The 16,541-nt window shown below is 62.3% G+C and carries 13 protein-coding genes; 12 read left to right on the top strand and 1 reads right to left on the bottom strand.

Features of this window, described 5'->3' with window-relative positions; genetic code table 11:
- Positions 1 to 24: 24 nt before the first annotated feature.
- The 9 genes from BM269_RS12725 to BM269_RS12685 all read left to right on the top strand — a co-directional run bounded on the left by BM269_RS12725 (position 25) and on the right by BM269_RS12685 (position 11,295).
- The gene (locus BM269_RS12725) at positions 25 to 1,341 is read left to right on the top strand and encodes an omega-aminotransferase AptA (protein ID WP_090437381.1); all 1,317 of its coding nucleotides are present in this window, start codon (positions 25 to 27) and stop codon (positions 1,339 to 1,341) included.
- A gap of 80 nt (positions 1,342 to 1,421) precedes the next feature.
- Positions 1,422 to 2,537, top strand: coding sequence for an alanine dehydrogenase (gene ald / locus BM269_RS12720; protein ID WP_090437380.1), 1,116 nt, complete (start codon positions 1,422 to 1,424; stop codon positions 2,535 to 2,537).
- 15 nt (positions 2,538 to 2,552) lie between these two features.
- On the top strand, positions 2,553 to 4,055 hold the full coding sequence (locus BM269_RS12715) for a CoA-acylating methylmalonate-semialdehyde dehydrogenase (protein ID WP_090437379.1): 1,503 nt from the start codon (positions 2,553 to 2,555) through the stop codon (positions 4,053 to 4,055).
- Positions 4,056 to 4,066: 11 nt separating this feature from the next.
- Entirely contained in the window at positions 4,067 to 5,434 is a 1,368-nt protein-coding gene (locus BM269_RS12710; protein ID WP_090437514.1) for an NAD(P)-dependent oxidoreductase, read from the top strand.
- Positions 5,434 to 6,720 carry an NAD-dependent dihydropyrimidine dehydrogenase subunit PreA gene (gene preA / locus BM269_RS12705; RefSeq protein WP_090437378.1) on the top strand — a complete coding sequence of 429 codons (1,287 nt, stop codon included), beginning with the start codon at positions 5,434 to 5,436 and terminating at the stop codon, positions 6,718 to 6,720. Before BM269_RS12710 ends, preA begins: the two co-directional genes overlap by 1 nt.
- Positions 6,717 to 8,195 (top strand): NCS1 family nucleobase:cation symporter-1, encoded by a 1,479-nt coding sequence (locus BM269_RS12700; RefSeq protein WP_090437377.1) that lies wholly within the window; start codon positions 6,717 to 6,719, stop codon positions 8,193 to 8,195. The genes preA and BM269_RS12700 overlap by 4 nt, the downstream gene beginning before the upstream one ends.
- A complete protein-coding gene (gene hydA, locus BM269_RS12695; RefSeq protein ID WP_090437376.1) occupies positions 8,196 to 9,590 on the top strand; it encodes a dihydropyrimidinase in 1,395 nt (464 codons plus the stop codon).
- 10 nt (positions 9,591 to 9,600) lie between these two features.
- Complete coding sequence (locus tag BM269_RS12690; RefSeq protein ID WP_090437375.1) at positions 9,601 to 10,836, top strand: Zn-dependent hydrolase; 1,236 nt, start codon at positions 9,601 to 9,603, stop codon at positions 10,834 to 10,836.
- Positions 10,837 to 10,941: 105 nt separating this feature from the next.
- Positions 10,942 to 11,295 (top strand): hypothetical protein, encoded by a 354-nt coding sequence (locus BM269_RS12685; protein ID WP_139232725.1) that lies wholly within the window; start codon positions 10,942 to 10,944, stop codon positions 11,293 to 11,295.
- A gap of 18 nt (positions 11,296 to 11,313) precedes the next feature.
- Here BM269_RS12685 and BM269_RS12680 read toward each other — a convergent pair whose 3' ends face one another.
- Positions 11,314 to 11,949, bottom strand: coding sequence for a TetR/AcrR family transcriptional regulator (locus BM269_RS12680; protein ID WP_090437373.1), 636 nt, complete (start codon positions 11,947 to 11,949; stop codon positions 11,314 to 11,316).
- 93 nt (positions 11,950 to 12,042) lie between these two features.
- Between BM269_RS12680 and BM269_RS12675 the strand changes: the two genes are divergently transcribed.
- From BM269_RS12675 to BM269_RS12665, 3 genes are read left to right on the top strand one after another with little or no spacing between them, the layout of a single operon-like run.
- Complete coding sequence (locus BM269_RS12675) at positions 12,043 to 13,179, top strand: acyl-CoA dehydrogenase family protein (RefSeq protein WP_090437372.1); 1,137 nt, start codon at positions 12,043 to 12,045, stop codon at positions 13,177 to 13,179.
- Between the two features lie 11 nt (positions 13,180 to 13,190).
- Positions 13,191 to 14,396 carry an acetyl-CoA C-acetyltransferase gene (locus BM269_RS12670; RefSeq protein ID WP_090437371.1) on the top strand — a complete coding sequence of 402 codons (1,206 nt, stop codon included), beginning with the start codon at positions 13,191 to 13,193 and terminating at the stop codon, positions 14,394 to 14,396.
- A 12-nt stretch (positions 14,397 to 14,408) separates the two neighbouring features.
- Positions 14,409 to 16,541, top strand: coding sequence for a 3-hydroxyacyl-CoA dehydrogenase NAD-binding domain-containing protein (locus BM269_RS12665; RefSeq protein ID WP_090437370.1), 2,133 nt, complete (start codon positions 14,409 to 14,411; stop codon positions 16,539 to 16,541).

Here is a 16,541-nt window from a genome sequence, read left to right as displayed (position 1 = left end):
AAAAACCCACCGAGGGAGATAGCAATGAACGAAGCCCGGCCGCAATCCCTGGCATCTTTCTGGATGCCGTTCACGAACAACCGAGACTTCAAGGCCAATCCGCGCCTGCTGGTTTCGGCGGAAGGTGTGTATTACAAGGACGTCGATGGCAACCAGATCCTGGACGGCACTGCCGGCCTGTGGTGCGTACCCTGCGGCCACCGCCAGCCGAAAATCGTGGCGGCGGTCAGCGAAATGGTCGGCCAGCTCGACTTCGCGCCAACCTTCCAGATGGGCCACCCGGCCGCCTTCGACCTCGCCGAAAAACTGATGGAATATACCAACCATCGCTTCGGCCACGTGTTCTATACCAACTCAGGCTCTGAAGCGGTGGATACCGCGCTGAAGATCGCGCTGGCCTATCACAAGGCGCGCGGCGAAGCGTCGCGCACCCGCCTGATCGGCCGCGAGCGTGCTTATCACGGTGTGGGCTTCGGCGGTATCTCGGTCGGCGGCATTGCCGGCAACCGCAAGCCTTACGGCACGCTGCTGCCGGGCGTCGACCACCTGCCGCACACGCACAACATTGAAAAAAATGCTTTCACGCGCGGCGAACCGGAATACGGCACCCACCTGGCCGATGAACTCGAGCGCATCGTCGCGTTGCACGACGCCTCCACCATCGCTGCGGTGATCGTGGAACCGGTGGCCGGCTCCACCGGCGTGCTGGTGCCGCCAAAGGGCTACCTGAAGCGCCTGCGCGAACTGTGCACCAAGCACGGCATCCTGCTGATCTTCGATGAAGTGATCACCGGCTTTGGCCGCTTGACCACGCCGTTCGCGACCGACTACTTCGATGTCGAACCGGACATGATGACCGCCGCCAAAGGCCTGACCAACGGCACCATTCCGATGGGGGCTGTGTTCAGCAAAAAGTTCATCCATGACGCCTTCATGGAAGCCCCGGCCGGTATTGAACTGTTCCATGGCTATACCTATACCGGCCACCCGGTGGCCTGCGCCGCATCGCTGGCCACGCTGGAGGTATTCAAGGAGCAGAAGCTGCTCGACCACGCCAAGGAGATCCAGCCGTACTGGGAAGACGCGGTGCATTCGCTGAAAGGCTTGCCGCACGTGATCGACATTCGCACCATCGGACTGGTAGCCGGCATCGAGCTGGCGCCGCGTGAAGGTGCGCCCGGAACGCGCGCTTACGCCGCGTTCAAGAAAGCTTTCGCGGATGGGCTGTTGATCCGCACCACCGGCGACATCGTCGCGTTGTCGCCACCACTCACCTTTGAGAAGAAGCACATCGACGAATTGTTCGGGAAGCTCGGAAAGGTGTTGAAGACGCTTGATTGAAACCGGTAAACCTGGGTCCGACCCTATGGGTCGTACCCTGGTTTACCGGTTTTAAATACAACAACCAAAGGAGACGAACCATGTTGGTAGGCGTACCGAAGGAAATCAAGAATCAGGAATCGCGCGTTGGCCTTACCCCGGCCAGCGTAAAGGAACTGACACTCCGCGGGCACCAGGTCCTGGTGCAACACAACGCGGGCGCTGCAATCGGTCTGACCGACGAAATGTATGTGGGCTCCGGCGCCACGATCATCCCGACCGCGGAGGAAATCTTCGCCAAGGCCGATATGATCGTCAAAGTAAAGGAGCCGCAGCCGCAGGAATGCGCGATGCTGCGCGAGAACCAGATTCTTTACACCTACCTGCACCTGGCTCCCGATCCAGAGCAGACCAAGGCGCTGGTGAAATCCGGCGCGGTCTGCATTGCGTATGAAACCATCACCGGCGCGAACGGCGGTTTGCCGCTGCTCGCGCCGATGAGCGAAGTGGCAGGGCGCATGTCGATCCAGGCTGGCGCTGCCCATCTTGAAAAATCCAAGGGCGGCATGGGCCTACTGCTGGGCGGCGTGCCTGGCGTGGCGCCGGGCCACGTGGCGATCATCGGGGCCGGCGTGGTCGGCACCAATGCGCTGCAGATTGCGGTCGGCATGGGCGCGCGCGTGACGGTGCTCGACAAGAACGTCGACCGCCTGCGCCAGCTTGACCTGGTGTTCGGCAACCGCATCCAGACCATGTTCTCCAACGCCCACACCATCGACGATGCGGTGACCGATGCCGACCTGGTGATCGGCGGCGTGCTGGTGCCCGGCGCCGCGGCGCCGAAACTGGTCACGCGCAGCATGGTGTCGCGCATGAAGCAAGGCTCGGTGGTGGTCGACGTGGCCATCGACCAGGGTGGCTGCTTTGAAACTTCGCACGCCACCACGCACGAAAGCCCGACCTTCATCGTCGACGGCGTAGTGCACTACTGCGTCGCCAATATGCCGGGCGCGGTTGCCCGTACCTCCACCTTTGCGCTGAACAACGCCACCATCGGCCATGCGGTCGCGCTGGCCGACAAGGGCTGGGCCAAGGCCATGAAGGCCAACCCGCACCTGCGCAATGGACTTAACGTCTGCCAGGGCCACGTCACCTATGAAGCGGTGGCGCACGACCTTGGCTATACCTACGTGCCGGCGGAATCGCTGCTGGCCTAATCCTCAGGGCTTGAAATGAGCAATCTCGATACCATTACCCACTTTATCAACGGCGCCAAGGTCGATACGGCCGGCGGGCGCTATGGCGACGTTTTCAATCCGGCGCTGGGCGAGCCGGTAGCCCGCGTGGCGCTAGGCACGGTGGATGAAGTCGATGCGGCCGTGCGCGCTGCGGAGGCGGCTTTCCCGGCCTGGTCCAACACGCCGCCGTTGACCCGTGCGCGCGTGCTGTTCAAGTATCTCGAGCTGTGCCACCAGCACACCGAGGAATTCGCCGCCATGCTGACGCGCGAACATGGCAAGACGTTCGCGGACGCCAAGGGTGAAGTGGCGCGTGGTATCGAGATGGTGGAATTCGCGGTCGGCATCCCGCAGCTGATGAAGGGAGAGTACACCGACCAGATCGCACGCGGCATCGACGCCTGGTCGATGCGCATGCCGCTGGGCGTGGTGGCCGGCATCACGCCGTTCAATTTCCCTGTGATGGTGCCGATGTGGATGTTCCCCATCGCGATCGCCTGCGGCAATACATTCATTCTCAAGCCTTCCGAACGCGATCCTTCACCGTCGTTGCTGCACGCGCGCCTGCTGAAGGAAGCCGGCCTGCCGGACGGGGTGTTCAACGTCGTGCAGGGCGACAAAGTAGCGGTTGACGCGCTGCTGGATCACCCGGTCGTGCAGGCGGTCAGCTTCGTTGGCTCGACGCCGATCGCGGAGTACATCTATTCGCGCGGCTCGCAGCACGGCAAGCGCGTGCAAGCGCTGGGCGGCGCCAAGAACCATATGGTGGTGATGCCGGACGCCGACATGGACATGGCCGTCGACGCGCTGATGGGCGCGGCCTTCGGATCGGCTGGGGAGCGCTGCATGGCGATCTCCGTTGTCGCGGCGGTCGGGGATGCGGGCGACAAGCTGCTGAATGCACTGAAAGAGCGCACCGCTGCACTGAAAGTGCGCGACGGCATGGCGTCCGATGCGGAAATGGGGCCGGTCGTCACGTCGGCCGCCAAGCAGCGTATCGAGCGCCTGATTGGCGAAGGCGTGGAGCAGGGCGCGACCCTGGTGGTCGATGGCCGCAACTACCAGGTTGCCGACCGCCCGAACGGCTTCTTCATCGGCGGCACGCTGTTCGACCACGTCACGCCTGACATGACCATCTACAAGGAAGAGATCTTCGGCCCCGTGCTGTGCATGGTGCGCCTGCCGGACGTTGGCACGGCAGTCGAGCTGATTAACAAGAACGAGTACGGCAACGGCGTCGCTGTCTTCACGCGTGATGGAGGCGTGGCGCGCGAATTCGTACGCCAGATCCAGGTCGGCATGGTCGGCGTCAACGTGCCGCTGCCGGTGCCGATGGCCTTCAATAGCTTCGGCGGCTGGAAGCGCAGCCTGTTTGGCGATCACCACGCCTATGGTCCGGAGGGCGTGCGTTTCTACACCCGCCACAAGGCCGTGATGGAGCGCTGGCCAAATACGGCAAGTGCTGGCGCACAGTTTGCTTTCCCACAAATGAAGTGAGGATGGAACCAATGATCGAGTCACTCAAATACATACCGCAGCCGAAAGCCACGAACGAAGAGCTGGCCGGTCATTTCACCGACCTGGCGCCACCCCTGAATGGGCGCCAGGCTGCTATTGAAAGCGCGCGTTGCCTATATTGCTACGACGCGCCGTGTACGCGCATCTGCCCGACCGGCATCGACGTTGCGAGCTTCATTCGCAACATCCACGATAAGAACGTGAACGGCGCTGCCGTCACGATCCTGCAGCAGAACATCCTGGGCGGCAGCTGCTCTCGCGTCTGCCCGACCGAGATCCTGTGCGAGGACGCCTGCGTGCGCAACCACGATGCGGAAGGCCAGCCGGTCAAGATCGGCCTGTTGCAACGCTTCGCGCTCGATAACGCCACGCTGGACGGCCACCCTTTCAAGCGCGCTCCATCGACCGGCAGGAAAGTGGCCGTTGTCGGCGCAGGGCCGGCGGGCCTGTCCTGCGCGCATCGCCTGGCCATGCTGGGCAACGATGTCGTGATCTACGAGGCGCACGAGAAATCGGGCGGGCTGAATGAGTACGGCATAGCGAAATACAAGCTGACCGACAATTTCGCTCAAAAGGAAGTCGACTTCCTGTTGGGGATCGGCGGCATCGAGGTGCGCCACGGCCAGAAGCTGGGCGCTAACCTGCACCTGAAAGACCTCCACGCGCAATACGACGCAGTCTTCCTCGGGCTCGGCCTAGGCGCCAGCCGTGCGCTGGGCTTGACCGGTGAAGATGCTCCAGGACTGATGGCGGCGGTGGACTACATCGCCGAGCTGCGCCAGGCGGACGACCTTGCCAAGCTGCCGCTGCCACGCCGCGCTATCGTGATTGGCGCCGGCAATACCGCCATCGACATGGCAGTGCAGATCCAGCGCCTGGGCGCGGAAGAAGTGACGATGGTGTATCGCCGCGGTTTCGATGCGATGAGCGCCACGCATCACGAGCAGGACATCGCCAAGGCCAACCAGGTGCGCATGCAAACCTGGGCGCAGCCGCAGCAAGTACTGCTGGACGAAGCGGGCCGGGTGCGCGGCATGCGCTTCGAGCGCACCGCAATGGAGGGGACGCGCATGATCGGCACCGGCATTACTTTCGAACTGCCGGCCGATGCGATCTTCAAGGCGATAGGGCAGGCGATGGAGCCGGCCGTACTGACCGACCCATTGGCAGCAATGTTGAAGCGCGATGGCGACAAGATCCATGTGGACGACAGCTTCCGCACAATCCTGCCGGGCATTTATGCCGGCGGCGACTGCGTCTCTCTCGGCCAGGATTTGACCGTGCAGGCCGTGGAACACGGCAAGCGCGCCGCAATGGCAATCCATTCCGACATTCAATCGAAGAAGGGGGCAGCATAATGGCCGACCTGAGCGTCAATTTCTGCGGCATCAAGGCGCCGAATCCATTCTGGCTCGCCTCCGCACCGCCGACCGATAAGGCATACAACGTGATCCGCGCTTTCGAAGCAGGGTGGGGCGGAGTGGTCTGGAAAACGCTGGGTGAAGATCCGCCGGCGGTCAACGTGTCTTCACGCTACTCCGCCATCTATGGCAAGAACCGTGAAGTCCTCGGCTTCAATAACATCGAGCTGATTACCGACCGCTCGCTGGACCTGAACCTCCAGGAAATCGCCGAGGTGAAGAAGGCCTGGCCGGACCGCGCCATCGTGGTGTCGCTGATGCTGCCTTGCGAAGAACATTACTGGGCCGCGATCCTGCCGAAAGTGGAAGCCACCGGTGCCGATGGCATCGAACTGAATTTCGGCTGTCCACACGGCATGCCGGAGCGCGGCATGGGTTCCGCGGTCGGCCAGGTGCCTGAATATGTGGAGCAGGTGACGGCGTGGTGCAAGAAGCACACCAAACTGCCGGTGATCGTGAAGCTGACGCCTAATATTACCGACATCCGCCGCCCGGCACGCGCAGCCAAGTCAGGCGGTGCCGATGCTGTTTCGCTGATCAACACGATCAACTCGATCACCTCGCTGGACCTGGACAAGATGGTCGCCTTCCCCAACGTGGGCGGCGCCAGCACGCATGGCGGCTATTGCGGCCCGGCCGTCAAGCCGATTGCGCTGAACATGGTGGCGGAGATTGCGCGCGACCCCGAAACGCGTGGCTTGCCGATCTCCGGCATCGGCGGCATCGGCAACTGGAAGGATGCTGCTGAATTCATCGCGCTGGGCGCAGGCTGTGTGCAGGTGTGCACTGCAGCGATGCTGCATGGCTTCCGCATCGTGCAGGAGATGAAGGATGGCCTGGAGCGCTGGATGGATTCCAAAGGCTACCAGACGCTGGACGACTTCATGGGCAAGGCAGTGGCAAACACCACGGACTGGAAGTTCCTGGACATGAACTACAAGTCCATCGCGCACATCAACCAGGACGACTGTATCAAGTGCGGCCGCTGCTATGTGGCTTGCGAGGATACGTCGCACCAGTCCATCTTCCAACTGGTGAACGAAGCCACCGGCACGCGTACCTACAAGGTCAACGACGAGGAATGCGTCGGCTGCAACCTGTGCGAAATTACCTGTCCGGTGCAAGGTTGTATTACGATGGTCGCAGTCCCAACGGGCAAACCTTACATGAACTGGACGCAGGATCCACGCAATCCCCGCGCCGAAATCAAGGAGACTGCATGAGTGACAACTCCCAGCTGTGGAACGAAGACCTGGCCCCGACCAATGAATCGCAGCGCACCTGGCGCTGGTATCACTTCGCTGCACTCTGGGTTGGGATGGTCATGTGCATCCCCGCTTACACGCTGGCCGCCAGCCTGATTGAGGGCGGCATGTCGGCGGGACAGGCTGTCCTCACCGTCTTCCTTGCCAACACCATTGTGTTGTTGCCGATGCTGCTGATCGGGCATGCCGGCACCAAGTACGGCATTCCATACGCCGTGCTGGCGCGCGCCTCGTTCGGCACGTCCGGCGCGCGGCTGCCGGCGCTGATGCGGGCCATTGTGGCCTGCGGCTGGTACGGTATCCAGACCTGGTTCGGCGGGCAGATGATCTATACGCTGCTGGGTGTGATGATGGGCGGGGATATCGGCGGCGCGAAGATCGGCGGCCTTGGCATCAATGGCGCACAGCTGCTTTGCTTTATAGCCTTCTGGGCGATCCAGTTCTGGTACATCGTGCACGGCATGGATGCGATCCGCAAACTGGAAACCTATACCGCGCCGCTGAAGATCATCATCTGCTTCGTGCTGCTTGGCTGGGTGTACCAGAAGGCCGGCGGCTTCGGAACCCTGCTGGAACAGCCATCGCAATTCGTTGAGGGCGGAAAGAAGGCCGGGCAGTTCTGGCCGACGTTCTGGCCTTCGCTGACGGCGATGATCGGCTTCTGGGCCACGCTGGCGTTGAACATCCCGGACTTCACCCGCTTCGCAAAGACGCAGCGCGACCAGGTGCTGGGGCAGTCGGTCGGCCTGCCGGTGCCTATGGGCTTGCTGGCGGCGCTGGCGGTGATCGTCACCTCGGCGACCGTCGTCCTGTACGGCAAAGCGATCTGGGATCCGGTCGACCTGGCCAGCCGCATGACCGGTATTGCCGTGCTGGTGGCGCTGATCGTTCTGCTGATCGACACCATCTCGGTCAACCTGGCGGCTAACCTCGTTGGTCCTGCGTATGACTTTTCCGCGCTGGCGCCAAAGCACATCTCCTACCGCACCGGCGGCTACATCACGGCTGGCATTGCACTGGCGATGATGCCCTGGAAGCTGCTGGAGACCACCCAAGGCTATATCTTTACCTGGCTGATTGGCTATTCGGCCTTGCTCGGTCCGATCGCGGGCGTGCTGATCGTCGATTACTACCTGATTCGCAAGACCGAGTTGAACGTTGGCGCGCTGTATGTCGACAACGGCGAATACAGCTACACCAACGGTTGGAACTCCGCCGCCTTGCTGGCCTTTGCGTTCGGCGTGGCGCCCAACGTGCCAGGCTTCCTGAATGCCGCCTTCCCGGCATCGTTCGGCGATGTGGGTGAGGGCTTCAAGCTGATTTATACCTATGCATGGTTCGTCGGCATCGCGATTGCGGCGCTGGTGTACGGCATCTTGATGAAGGGCAGGGCGGCCAAGGCCGTGCAACCACCGATTCCGGAGAAAGCGTAAATGGCAACTTTGATTCGTGGCGGTACTGTAGTCAACGCGGACCGTGCTTTCCGCGCCGATGTGCTGTGTGAAGGCGACAAGATCGTCGCTGTGGGACCCTCGCTTTTGGCTCCCGCCGGGGCGGAAGTGATCGACGCCGGCGGCCAATACGTCATGCCGGGCGGGATCGATCCGCACACGCATATGAATTTGCCCTTCATGGGCACTGTCACCCAGGACGACTTCTTCACCGGAACGGCAGCCGGCCTGGCCGGCGGCAACACCACCATCATCGATTTCGTCATCCCCAATCCGCAGCAACCATTGCTCGAGGCTTATCACCAATGGCGCGGCTGGGCGGAGAAGGCGGCCGGCGACTACACCTTCCACGTGGCGATCACCTGGTGGTCGGACAAGGTGCATGAGGAAATGGGCACGCTGGTGCGCAACCATGGCGTGAACAGCTTCAAGCATTTCATGGCGTACAAGAACGCCATCATGGCGGACGATGAAACGCTGGTGAAAAGCTTCCGCCGCGCGCTGGAACTTGGCGCGATCCCGACTGTGCATGCCGAAAACGGTGAACTGGTGTACCAGCTGCAGCAGGATCTGCTGCGCCAAGGGATCACTGGCCCGAAAGCGCATCCGCTGTCGCGCCCACCGGCAGTGGAGGCGGAGGCGGCCAACCGCGCCATCGCCATTGCCAATGTCCTGAATACTCCGCTGTACATCGTGCACGTATCGTGCAAGGAATCGCTGGACGCCATTACCCGCGCCCGCGCGGCCGGCCAGCGGGTGTATGGCGAGGCGCTGGCGGGCCACCTGATCGTGGACGACAGCGTGTACGATCATCCCGACTTCGACTTCGCAGCGGGACACGTCATGAGCCCGCCATTCCGCAGCCGCGAGCATCAGAAAGCGCTATGGCAAGGCCTGCAAGGGGGGAACCTGCACACCACCGCCACGGATCACTGCACCTTCTGCGCCGAGCAGAAAGCGGCGGGCCGCAACGACTTCACCAAGATCCCGAACGGTTGCGGCGGTGTCGAAGACCGCATGGCGGTGATCTGGGACGAAGGCGTCAACAGCGGCAAGCTGACGCCGTCCGAGTTCGTGCGCGTAACATCGGCCAATGCAGCGCAGATCTTCAATATCTATCCGCGCAAGGGGCTGATAGCTGCTGGCTCGGATGCGGATATCGTCGTGTGGGACCCCGAGGGTAGCCGCACGATTTCGGCCAAGACCCAGTTTGCAAAGGGCGGCTTCAATGTCTTCGAGGGACGTACCGTCAAAGGGATTCCAAGCACCACGGTAGCGGCAGGCAAGGTCGTGTTTCATCGTGGGGATTTGCGGGCAGTCGAAGGCGCTGGGCGCCACGTCGACCGTCCTGCCTTTGCGCCGGTGACGGCGCGCTAAGGAGTGCATCATGAGCGATCTACGCATTAACAGCGACCGCCTGTGGGATTCGCTGATGGAGCTGGCCAAGATAGGCGCCACCCCGAAAGGGGGCGTCAAGCGCTTGACCCTGACCGACCTTGATAAGCAGGGCCGCGACCTGGTGACAGGTTGGGCGCGCGATGCCGGACTGTCGATCACGGTCGACCAGATAGGAAATGTCTTCATGCGCCGCGACGGCGAAGACAACACGCTGCCGCCGATCATGACGGGCAGCCATATCGACACCCAGCCTACGGGCGGGAAGTTCGATGGAAACTACGGCGTGCTGGCAGGCCTGGAAGTAGTCCGCACCCTGAACGACAAAGGCATCAAAACACGCGCGCCAATCGAAGTCGCATTCTGGACCAACGAGGAAGGATCGCGCTTTGTGCCGGTGATGATGGGCTCGGGCGTGTTCTGCGGCGCCTTCACGCTGGAACATGCCTACGCCGCTAAAGACACCGAGGGCAAAACGGTAGGCGAGGAGCTTGAACGCATCGGCTACAAGGGTGATGAAGTGCCCGGCCAGCACCCTATCGGCGCCTACTTCGAAACGCACATCGAGCAAGGCCCTGTGCTGGAGGACGCAGACAAGGTGATCGGGGTAGTGCCTGCCGTGATGGGCCTTTCCTGGTACGACTGCACCGTGACCGGCATGGAAGCACACGCCGGACCGACCCCGATGCACTTGCGTAAGGATGCGATGCAGGTCGCAGCCCAGATCATTCCCGAAGTCGTCGCCATCGCCAACCGCTACCCACCTTATGGACGCGGCACGGTCGGCATGATGCAGGTCTTCCCCAACAGCCGCAACGTGATTCCCGGGGAGGTCAAATTCAGCATCGACCTGCGCAATGTGAATGACGAGCTGCTGAACAAGATGCACGAAGACATGCTGGCCTTCATCGACAAGACCTCCGCCGAAACCGGCCTGCCGGTCAAGATCGAGCGCGTGTCCTACTATCCGCCATGCCCGTTCCATCCGGATTGCGTTGGTGCCGTGCGCAAGGCGACCGATAAACTAGGCTACTCCACGATGGACGTGGTCTCCGGCGCCGGTCATGACGCCATCTACGCCGCCCGCGTCGCCCCAGCCGGCATGATTTTCGTCCCCTGCAAGGATGGCATCAGCCACAACGAGATCGAAGACGCAAAGAAGGAGCATCTCGAAGCCGGCTGCAACGTCCTGCTTCACGCCATGCTTGAGCGCGCAGGCGTCGTGTGACACCTGGGCCGCGGTAAATCACGCCATCGATTACCGCGGCAATTGCTTGATTTTGGAGAACCGGCGACCCATACTGCGGATCCTTTTTTACAACGAAAGCTCCGCATGACCCAATACCCTGCAGTCCTTCTCGTCGCTTTGGCATTGACCGCTTGCCACCAGTCCGGCGGCAAGAACGTCGCCACGGAAGCAGTGGCACCGCCCAACCTGTGGTCCCATCATAAAGTGCTCGATATGCCGTTGGCCAGTTGCGCCAACAAGGCCAAGCTCGTGCTGGAATCGCTCCATTACACCCATGTGGTGCAGGCAAATGATTCAGCGTATGGAAATCTGGGCGGCAACCGCGCTATCGTGAAATGCGGCGAAATCCAGGGCGGTTCTTTCCTCTACTTCACCGTTGGCGGCGCCGATGGCAAAGCCGTAGAGCAGCAACGCAACGCGATCGCTGCACGTTTCTAACGAAAACCAACCATGTGATCAGCGGCCGAAAGCGATGCGTGTGATGGCGAGCGTCGCTTCATGCGCCAGGTCTTCCAGCTCTTTGTGCTGCGGGCGGGTTTCGGAGATGAAAAGCATGGTACCCAGCATCTGCGCCACGATCAGCGTGCCGCGGATCTCGCACTGCTGCATCGACAGAGCCGGGTCGATTTCGTGGATCAGGTTGCGCAGCGTCCTGCGGGCGCGGGTCATCATGGTGTCGAACAGCTTGGTGGCGACCGGATGACGGTTCGCCAGCGCTGCGATTTCGAAGAACAGTCCACTTGACACCTGGTCGCGCAGATCGGCCAGGAAGTAATCGATGATCGATTCGAACAGCTCCACGCGCGGTCCGGAGCCGGTGGCGGCGACGCGTTCGTCGATGCCGGCCTGGTAGCGGGCGAAAGTCTGCTCCAGCAGGGCTTCAATCAGGGCGTCGCGGCTCGGGTAATAGTGCTGCACCGTCGACAGGCTCACGCCCACTTGCTGCGCCACGCTGCGCATGGCCAGCGCTGCATAACCGTCGTGCGCCAGCAACAACCGTGCCGCTTCCAGGATCGCACTGGCGCGCTCAAATCCTTTGGTGGTGGTGTTGGATTCCTTTGCCTGCAGGGGCGTGTCTGACTTTTTCTTCATAAGACACGAATTATCCCGTCGATTGACAAATAGGTCAACTGACCGATACTATTTCGGTCAACTGACCTATAACATCAACGGAGACCCTGCCTGATGATCCCTCGCACCTTATTCACTGAAGAACACGACATGCTGCGCGAATCCGCGCGCCGCTTCATGGAAACTGAAATCGCCCCGCACCACGAGCGCTGGGAAGAGCAGGGCTATGTGGACCGTGATGCCTGGCTCAAGGCAGGCGCCGCAGGCTTCCTGTGCCCTACGATGCCCGAGCAGTACGGCGGCGTGGGCGTGGACCGCCGCTACAGCATGGTGCTGATCGAAGAGCAGGCGCGCGTAGGCGCCTCCGGTCCAGGCTTCATGCTGCACTCGGAAATCGTCGCACCCTACATCCTGCACTACGGCAGCGAGTTCCTGAAATCGCACTACATCCCCAAGCTGGCCACCGGCGAAATGATCGGCGCGATTGCGATGACCGAGCCAGGCACCGGCTCCGACCTGCAAGGCGTGACGACGACCGCGATCCGCGACGGGGACTATTACGTGATGAACGGCTCCAAGACCTTCATCACCAACGGCTGGAATGCCGACTGCGTGATCGTGGTCGCCAAGACCGATCCAACGGCCGGCGCCAAGGGCATCAGCCTGTTCGTGGTCGACACCTCGATGGGAGGCTTCAGCAAAGGCAAGCGCCTGAAGAAGGCCGGCATGAAGGCGCAGGACACTTCCGAGCTGTTCTTCGAAAACGTGCGCGTGCCGGCCAAGAACCTGCTGGGCGAGGAAGGCATGGGCTTCAAGTACCTGATGCAGGAACTGCCATGGGAGCGCATGCAGATCGCCATCATGGCCGTGCAAGCTGCCGAATCCGGCCTGGAATGGACCGTGCAATACACGCGCGACCGCAAGGCCTTCAAGCGACCGATTGCCGAATTCCAGACCATCGCCCACACGCTGGCCGAGATCAAGACCGAGGTGCAGATGTGCCGCGTGTTCGTGGACCGCTGCATGGAACTGCTGATTGAAGACAAGCTCGATGCCGCGACCGCGTCGATGGCCAAGTACTGGACCACCGAGATGCAGTTCCGCGTGCTGGACAAGTGCGTGCAGCTTCACGGCGGCTATGGTTATATGTGGGAATACCCGATCACCCGCGCCTGGGCCGACGCACGCGTGCAGCGCGTATATGGCGGCACCAATGAAATCATGAAAGAACTGATCAGCCGCACGCTGTAAAGGAGACCAGCTTGGAAGCTTATATCTTTGATGCCGTGCGCACGCCGCGCGGCAAGGGAAAAAAGGATGGTTCGCTGCACGGTGTAACGCCGCTGCGTTTGGCGGAGACCGCGCTGCGCGCGCTGGTCAGCCGCAACAACTTCGACAGCGCGATCATCGACGACGTTGTGCTGGGCTGCGTGGAGCCGGTCGGCGAGCAGGGCGCCTGTATCGGCCGTGTGGCGGCGCTGGCATCCGGCTACGCCGAATCGGTCGCCGGCGTGCAGATCAACCGCTTCTGCGCTTCCGGCCTGGAGGCATGCAACATGGCTGCGGCGCAGGTGATGTCCGGCCAGTCCGACATGGTGGTCGGCGGCGGCGTCGAAGCCATGTCGCGCGTGCCGATGGGTTCTTCGGGTGGCGCATGGCCGGTCGATCCGCAAAGCGCTTTCGATTCCTACTTCGTCCCGCAGGGGATTTCGGCCGACGCGATTGCAACTATCTGGGGCTACAGCCGTCGCGACGTGGACGCCTATGCCGTCGAGTCGCAGCAGCGCGCTCATCGCGCATGGCAGGAGGGCCGCTTCACGCGCTCTGTCGTTCCTGTGGTGGACCGCAACGGCTTGACCATGCTGGCGCGCGACGAGCTGGTACGCCCTGAGACCACCGTCGAATCGCTTGGAGCGCTGAAGGCATCGTTTGCCGACATGGGCGCCAACTTCGGCTTCGACTCCGTCATTACGCAGCGCTATCCGCAGATCGAGCAGATGCAGCACGTACACCACGCCGGCAACAGCTCCGGCATCGTGGACGGCGCTGCGGCAGTGCTGATCGGCACCCGGGAAGCAGGCCAGCGCGCCGGGCTGAAACCGCGTGCCCGCATCCGCTCCTTTGCATCCATCGGCAGCGAACCATCCATCATGCTGACCGGCCCAAGCTACGCCGCCGAAAAAGCATTGAAGCGGGCCGGCATGAAGGCGTCCGACATCGACCTGTATGAATTGAACGAGGCTTTTGCCTCCGTGGTGCTGCGGTTCATGGAGGTGATGAATGTGCCGCACGAGAAGATGAACGTGAACGGCGGCGCGATCGCCATGGGGCACCCGCTGGGCGCGACCGGCGCCATGATCCTCGGCACCTTGCTGGACGAGATGGAGCGCCGCAACCTGCAAACCGGCCTGGCCACGCTGTGTGTTGGCGCGGGCATGGGTACTGCCACCATCATCGAGCGCATTTAAGGGAGACAGAGAATGATTGATTACAACCTGGACTCCCATGGCATTGCCACCCTGAGCTGGAATATGCCGGGCCGCAGCCAGAATGTGTTGAATGAGGAAAGCTGCACTGCTTTGTGCGAGCTGGTGGACCGCGTGGTTGCCGATGCCGCGGTGAAGGGCGTGCTGATGACGTCCGCCAAGCCGGACTTCATCGCCGGCGGCGACCTGGAATGGCTGCTGTCCGCCAAGACCGCCGAGGTACTGTTCGAGCGCGTGGTGCGCTTGGATCGTGCGCTGCGCAAGCTGGAAAACTGCGGCAAGCCGGTCGCCATGGCGCTGCCGGGTACGACGCTTGGTGGCGGGCTGGAAGTGGCGCTGTGCGGACATTATCGTGTGGCGGCGGATAACCCCAAGGCGCGTTTCGGCCTGCCGGAGGTTACGCTTGGCCTGCTGCCAGGCGGGGGCGGCACGCAGCGCCTGCCGCGTCTGGTCGGCATCCAGAAGTCACTGCCGCTGCTGTTGGAAGGCAAACGCCTGACTGCCGCTGCGGCGCGCGAGTTGGGCATCCTGAATGAAGTGGTTGCGGCCGGCACGGAAGCAGCGGCGGCACGCACCTGGCTGGAAAGTGCAATTGCCGCGGGTGGCGTGCAGCAGCCGTGGGACGCCAAGGGATTCAAGATCCCTGGCGGCGCAGTGTCTTCGCCGGCCGTGCAACAGGTATTCATGGCCGCCAACGCCATGTTGCGTGCCAAGACCTACGGCAACTATCCGGCGCCGCGCAATATCCTGTCCTGCGTATACGAAGGCCTGATCACTGACCTCGATACCGGTTTGATGACGGAAGCCCGATACTTCGTGCAAACGGTGTTGTCGCCGGAAGCGAAGAATATGATCCGCACGCTGTTCTTCAGCATGAACGAGGCAAACAAGCTGGCATCGCGTCCGAAAGACGTGCCGCAGCAGAAGTACGGCAAGATTGGCGTGCTGGGTGCGGGCATGATGGGGGCCGGCATTGCCTATGTCGCTGCCAAGGCGGGCATCGAGGTGGTGCTGCTCGATACTGCGCAGGAATCGGCGGAGAAAGGCAAAGCCTATTCTGCGACGCTGCTCGCCAAGCAGCAGCAACGCGGCCAGGTTTCCGCCGACAAAGCGGAGGCGCTGCTGGCGCGCATCACCCCGACAAGCGACTTCGCGCTGCTCGCCGGGGCTGACCTCGTGGTGGAGGCTGTGTTCGAGGATCGCGGCATCAAGGCTGACGTGACGCGTCGTGCGGAGGCTGTCCTGGGCACCGATGCGATTTTCGCGTCCAACACCTCGACCTTGCCGATCACCAGCCTGGCGGAGGCGAGCGCACGCCCGGCCAACTTCATCGGCCTGCATTTCTTCTCGCCGGTGGACCGCATGGCTATCGTCGAAATCATCGTCGGCAAGCAGACCTCGGATGCGACGTTGGCGCGTTCGATGGACCTGGTGCGTGCGTTGGGCATGACGCCAATTGTGGTCAACGATTCGCGCGGTTTCTACACCAGCCGCGTATTCTCGACCTATGTACTGGAAGGCCTGGCGCTGCTGGCGGAGGGCGTGGCGCCTGCGCTGATCGAGAACGCCGGCCTGCAGGCCGGCATGCCGGTCGGCCCGCTGGCGTTGACCGATGAAGTGTCGTCCGAATTGATCTGGAAAATCGACCGCCAAACCCGCCTTGACCTGGGCGACGCATACAAGGGACGTCCAGGCCACGAAGTCGCCGCGCGCATGGTGGAACTGGGTCGCATCGGCAAGAAGGCCGGCAAGGGCTTTTACGATTATCCGGAAGGGGGCAAGAAGGCGCTCTGGAGCGGCCTGGCGGAGTTGTTCCCGCGCGCCGCAGTGCAGCCCGACGTGAGCGAGGTGGTGGAGCGCCTGACTATCGTGCAGGCCGTGGAAACCGCACGCTGCATGGACGAAGGCGTGCTGCGTTGCGCGCGTGACGCGGATGTCGGTGCTATCCTCGCCTGGGGCTTCCCGCCATTCCGCGGTGGTCCATTGAGCATGGTCGACAATGCCGGTTCGGCAGCTTTTGTGGCGCAGTGCGAACGCCTGGCGGCCGCCCATGGCGACCGCTTTGCGGTGCCGGCGCAGTTGAAAGCAATGGCTGCCACCGGGACTACTTACTACACGGAGCGTTGA

This window comes from Duganella sp. CF458 (genome assembly GCF_900113115.1).
GTDB lineage: Bacteria > Pseudomonadota > Gammaproteobacteria > Burkholderiales > Burkholderiaceae_D > Rugamonas.
This window is presented reverse-complemented; position numbering and strand designations above follow the sequence as displayed.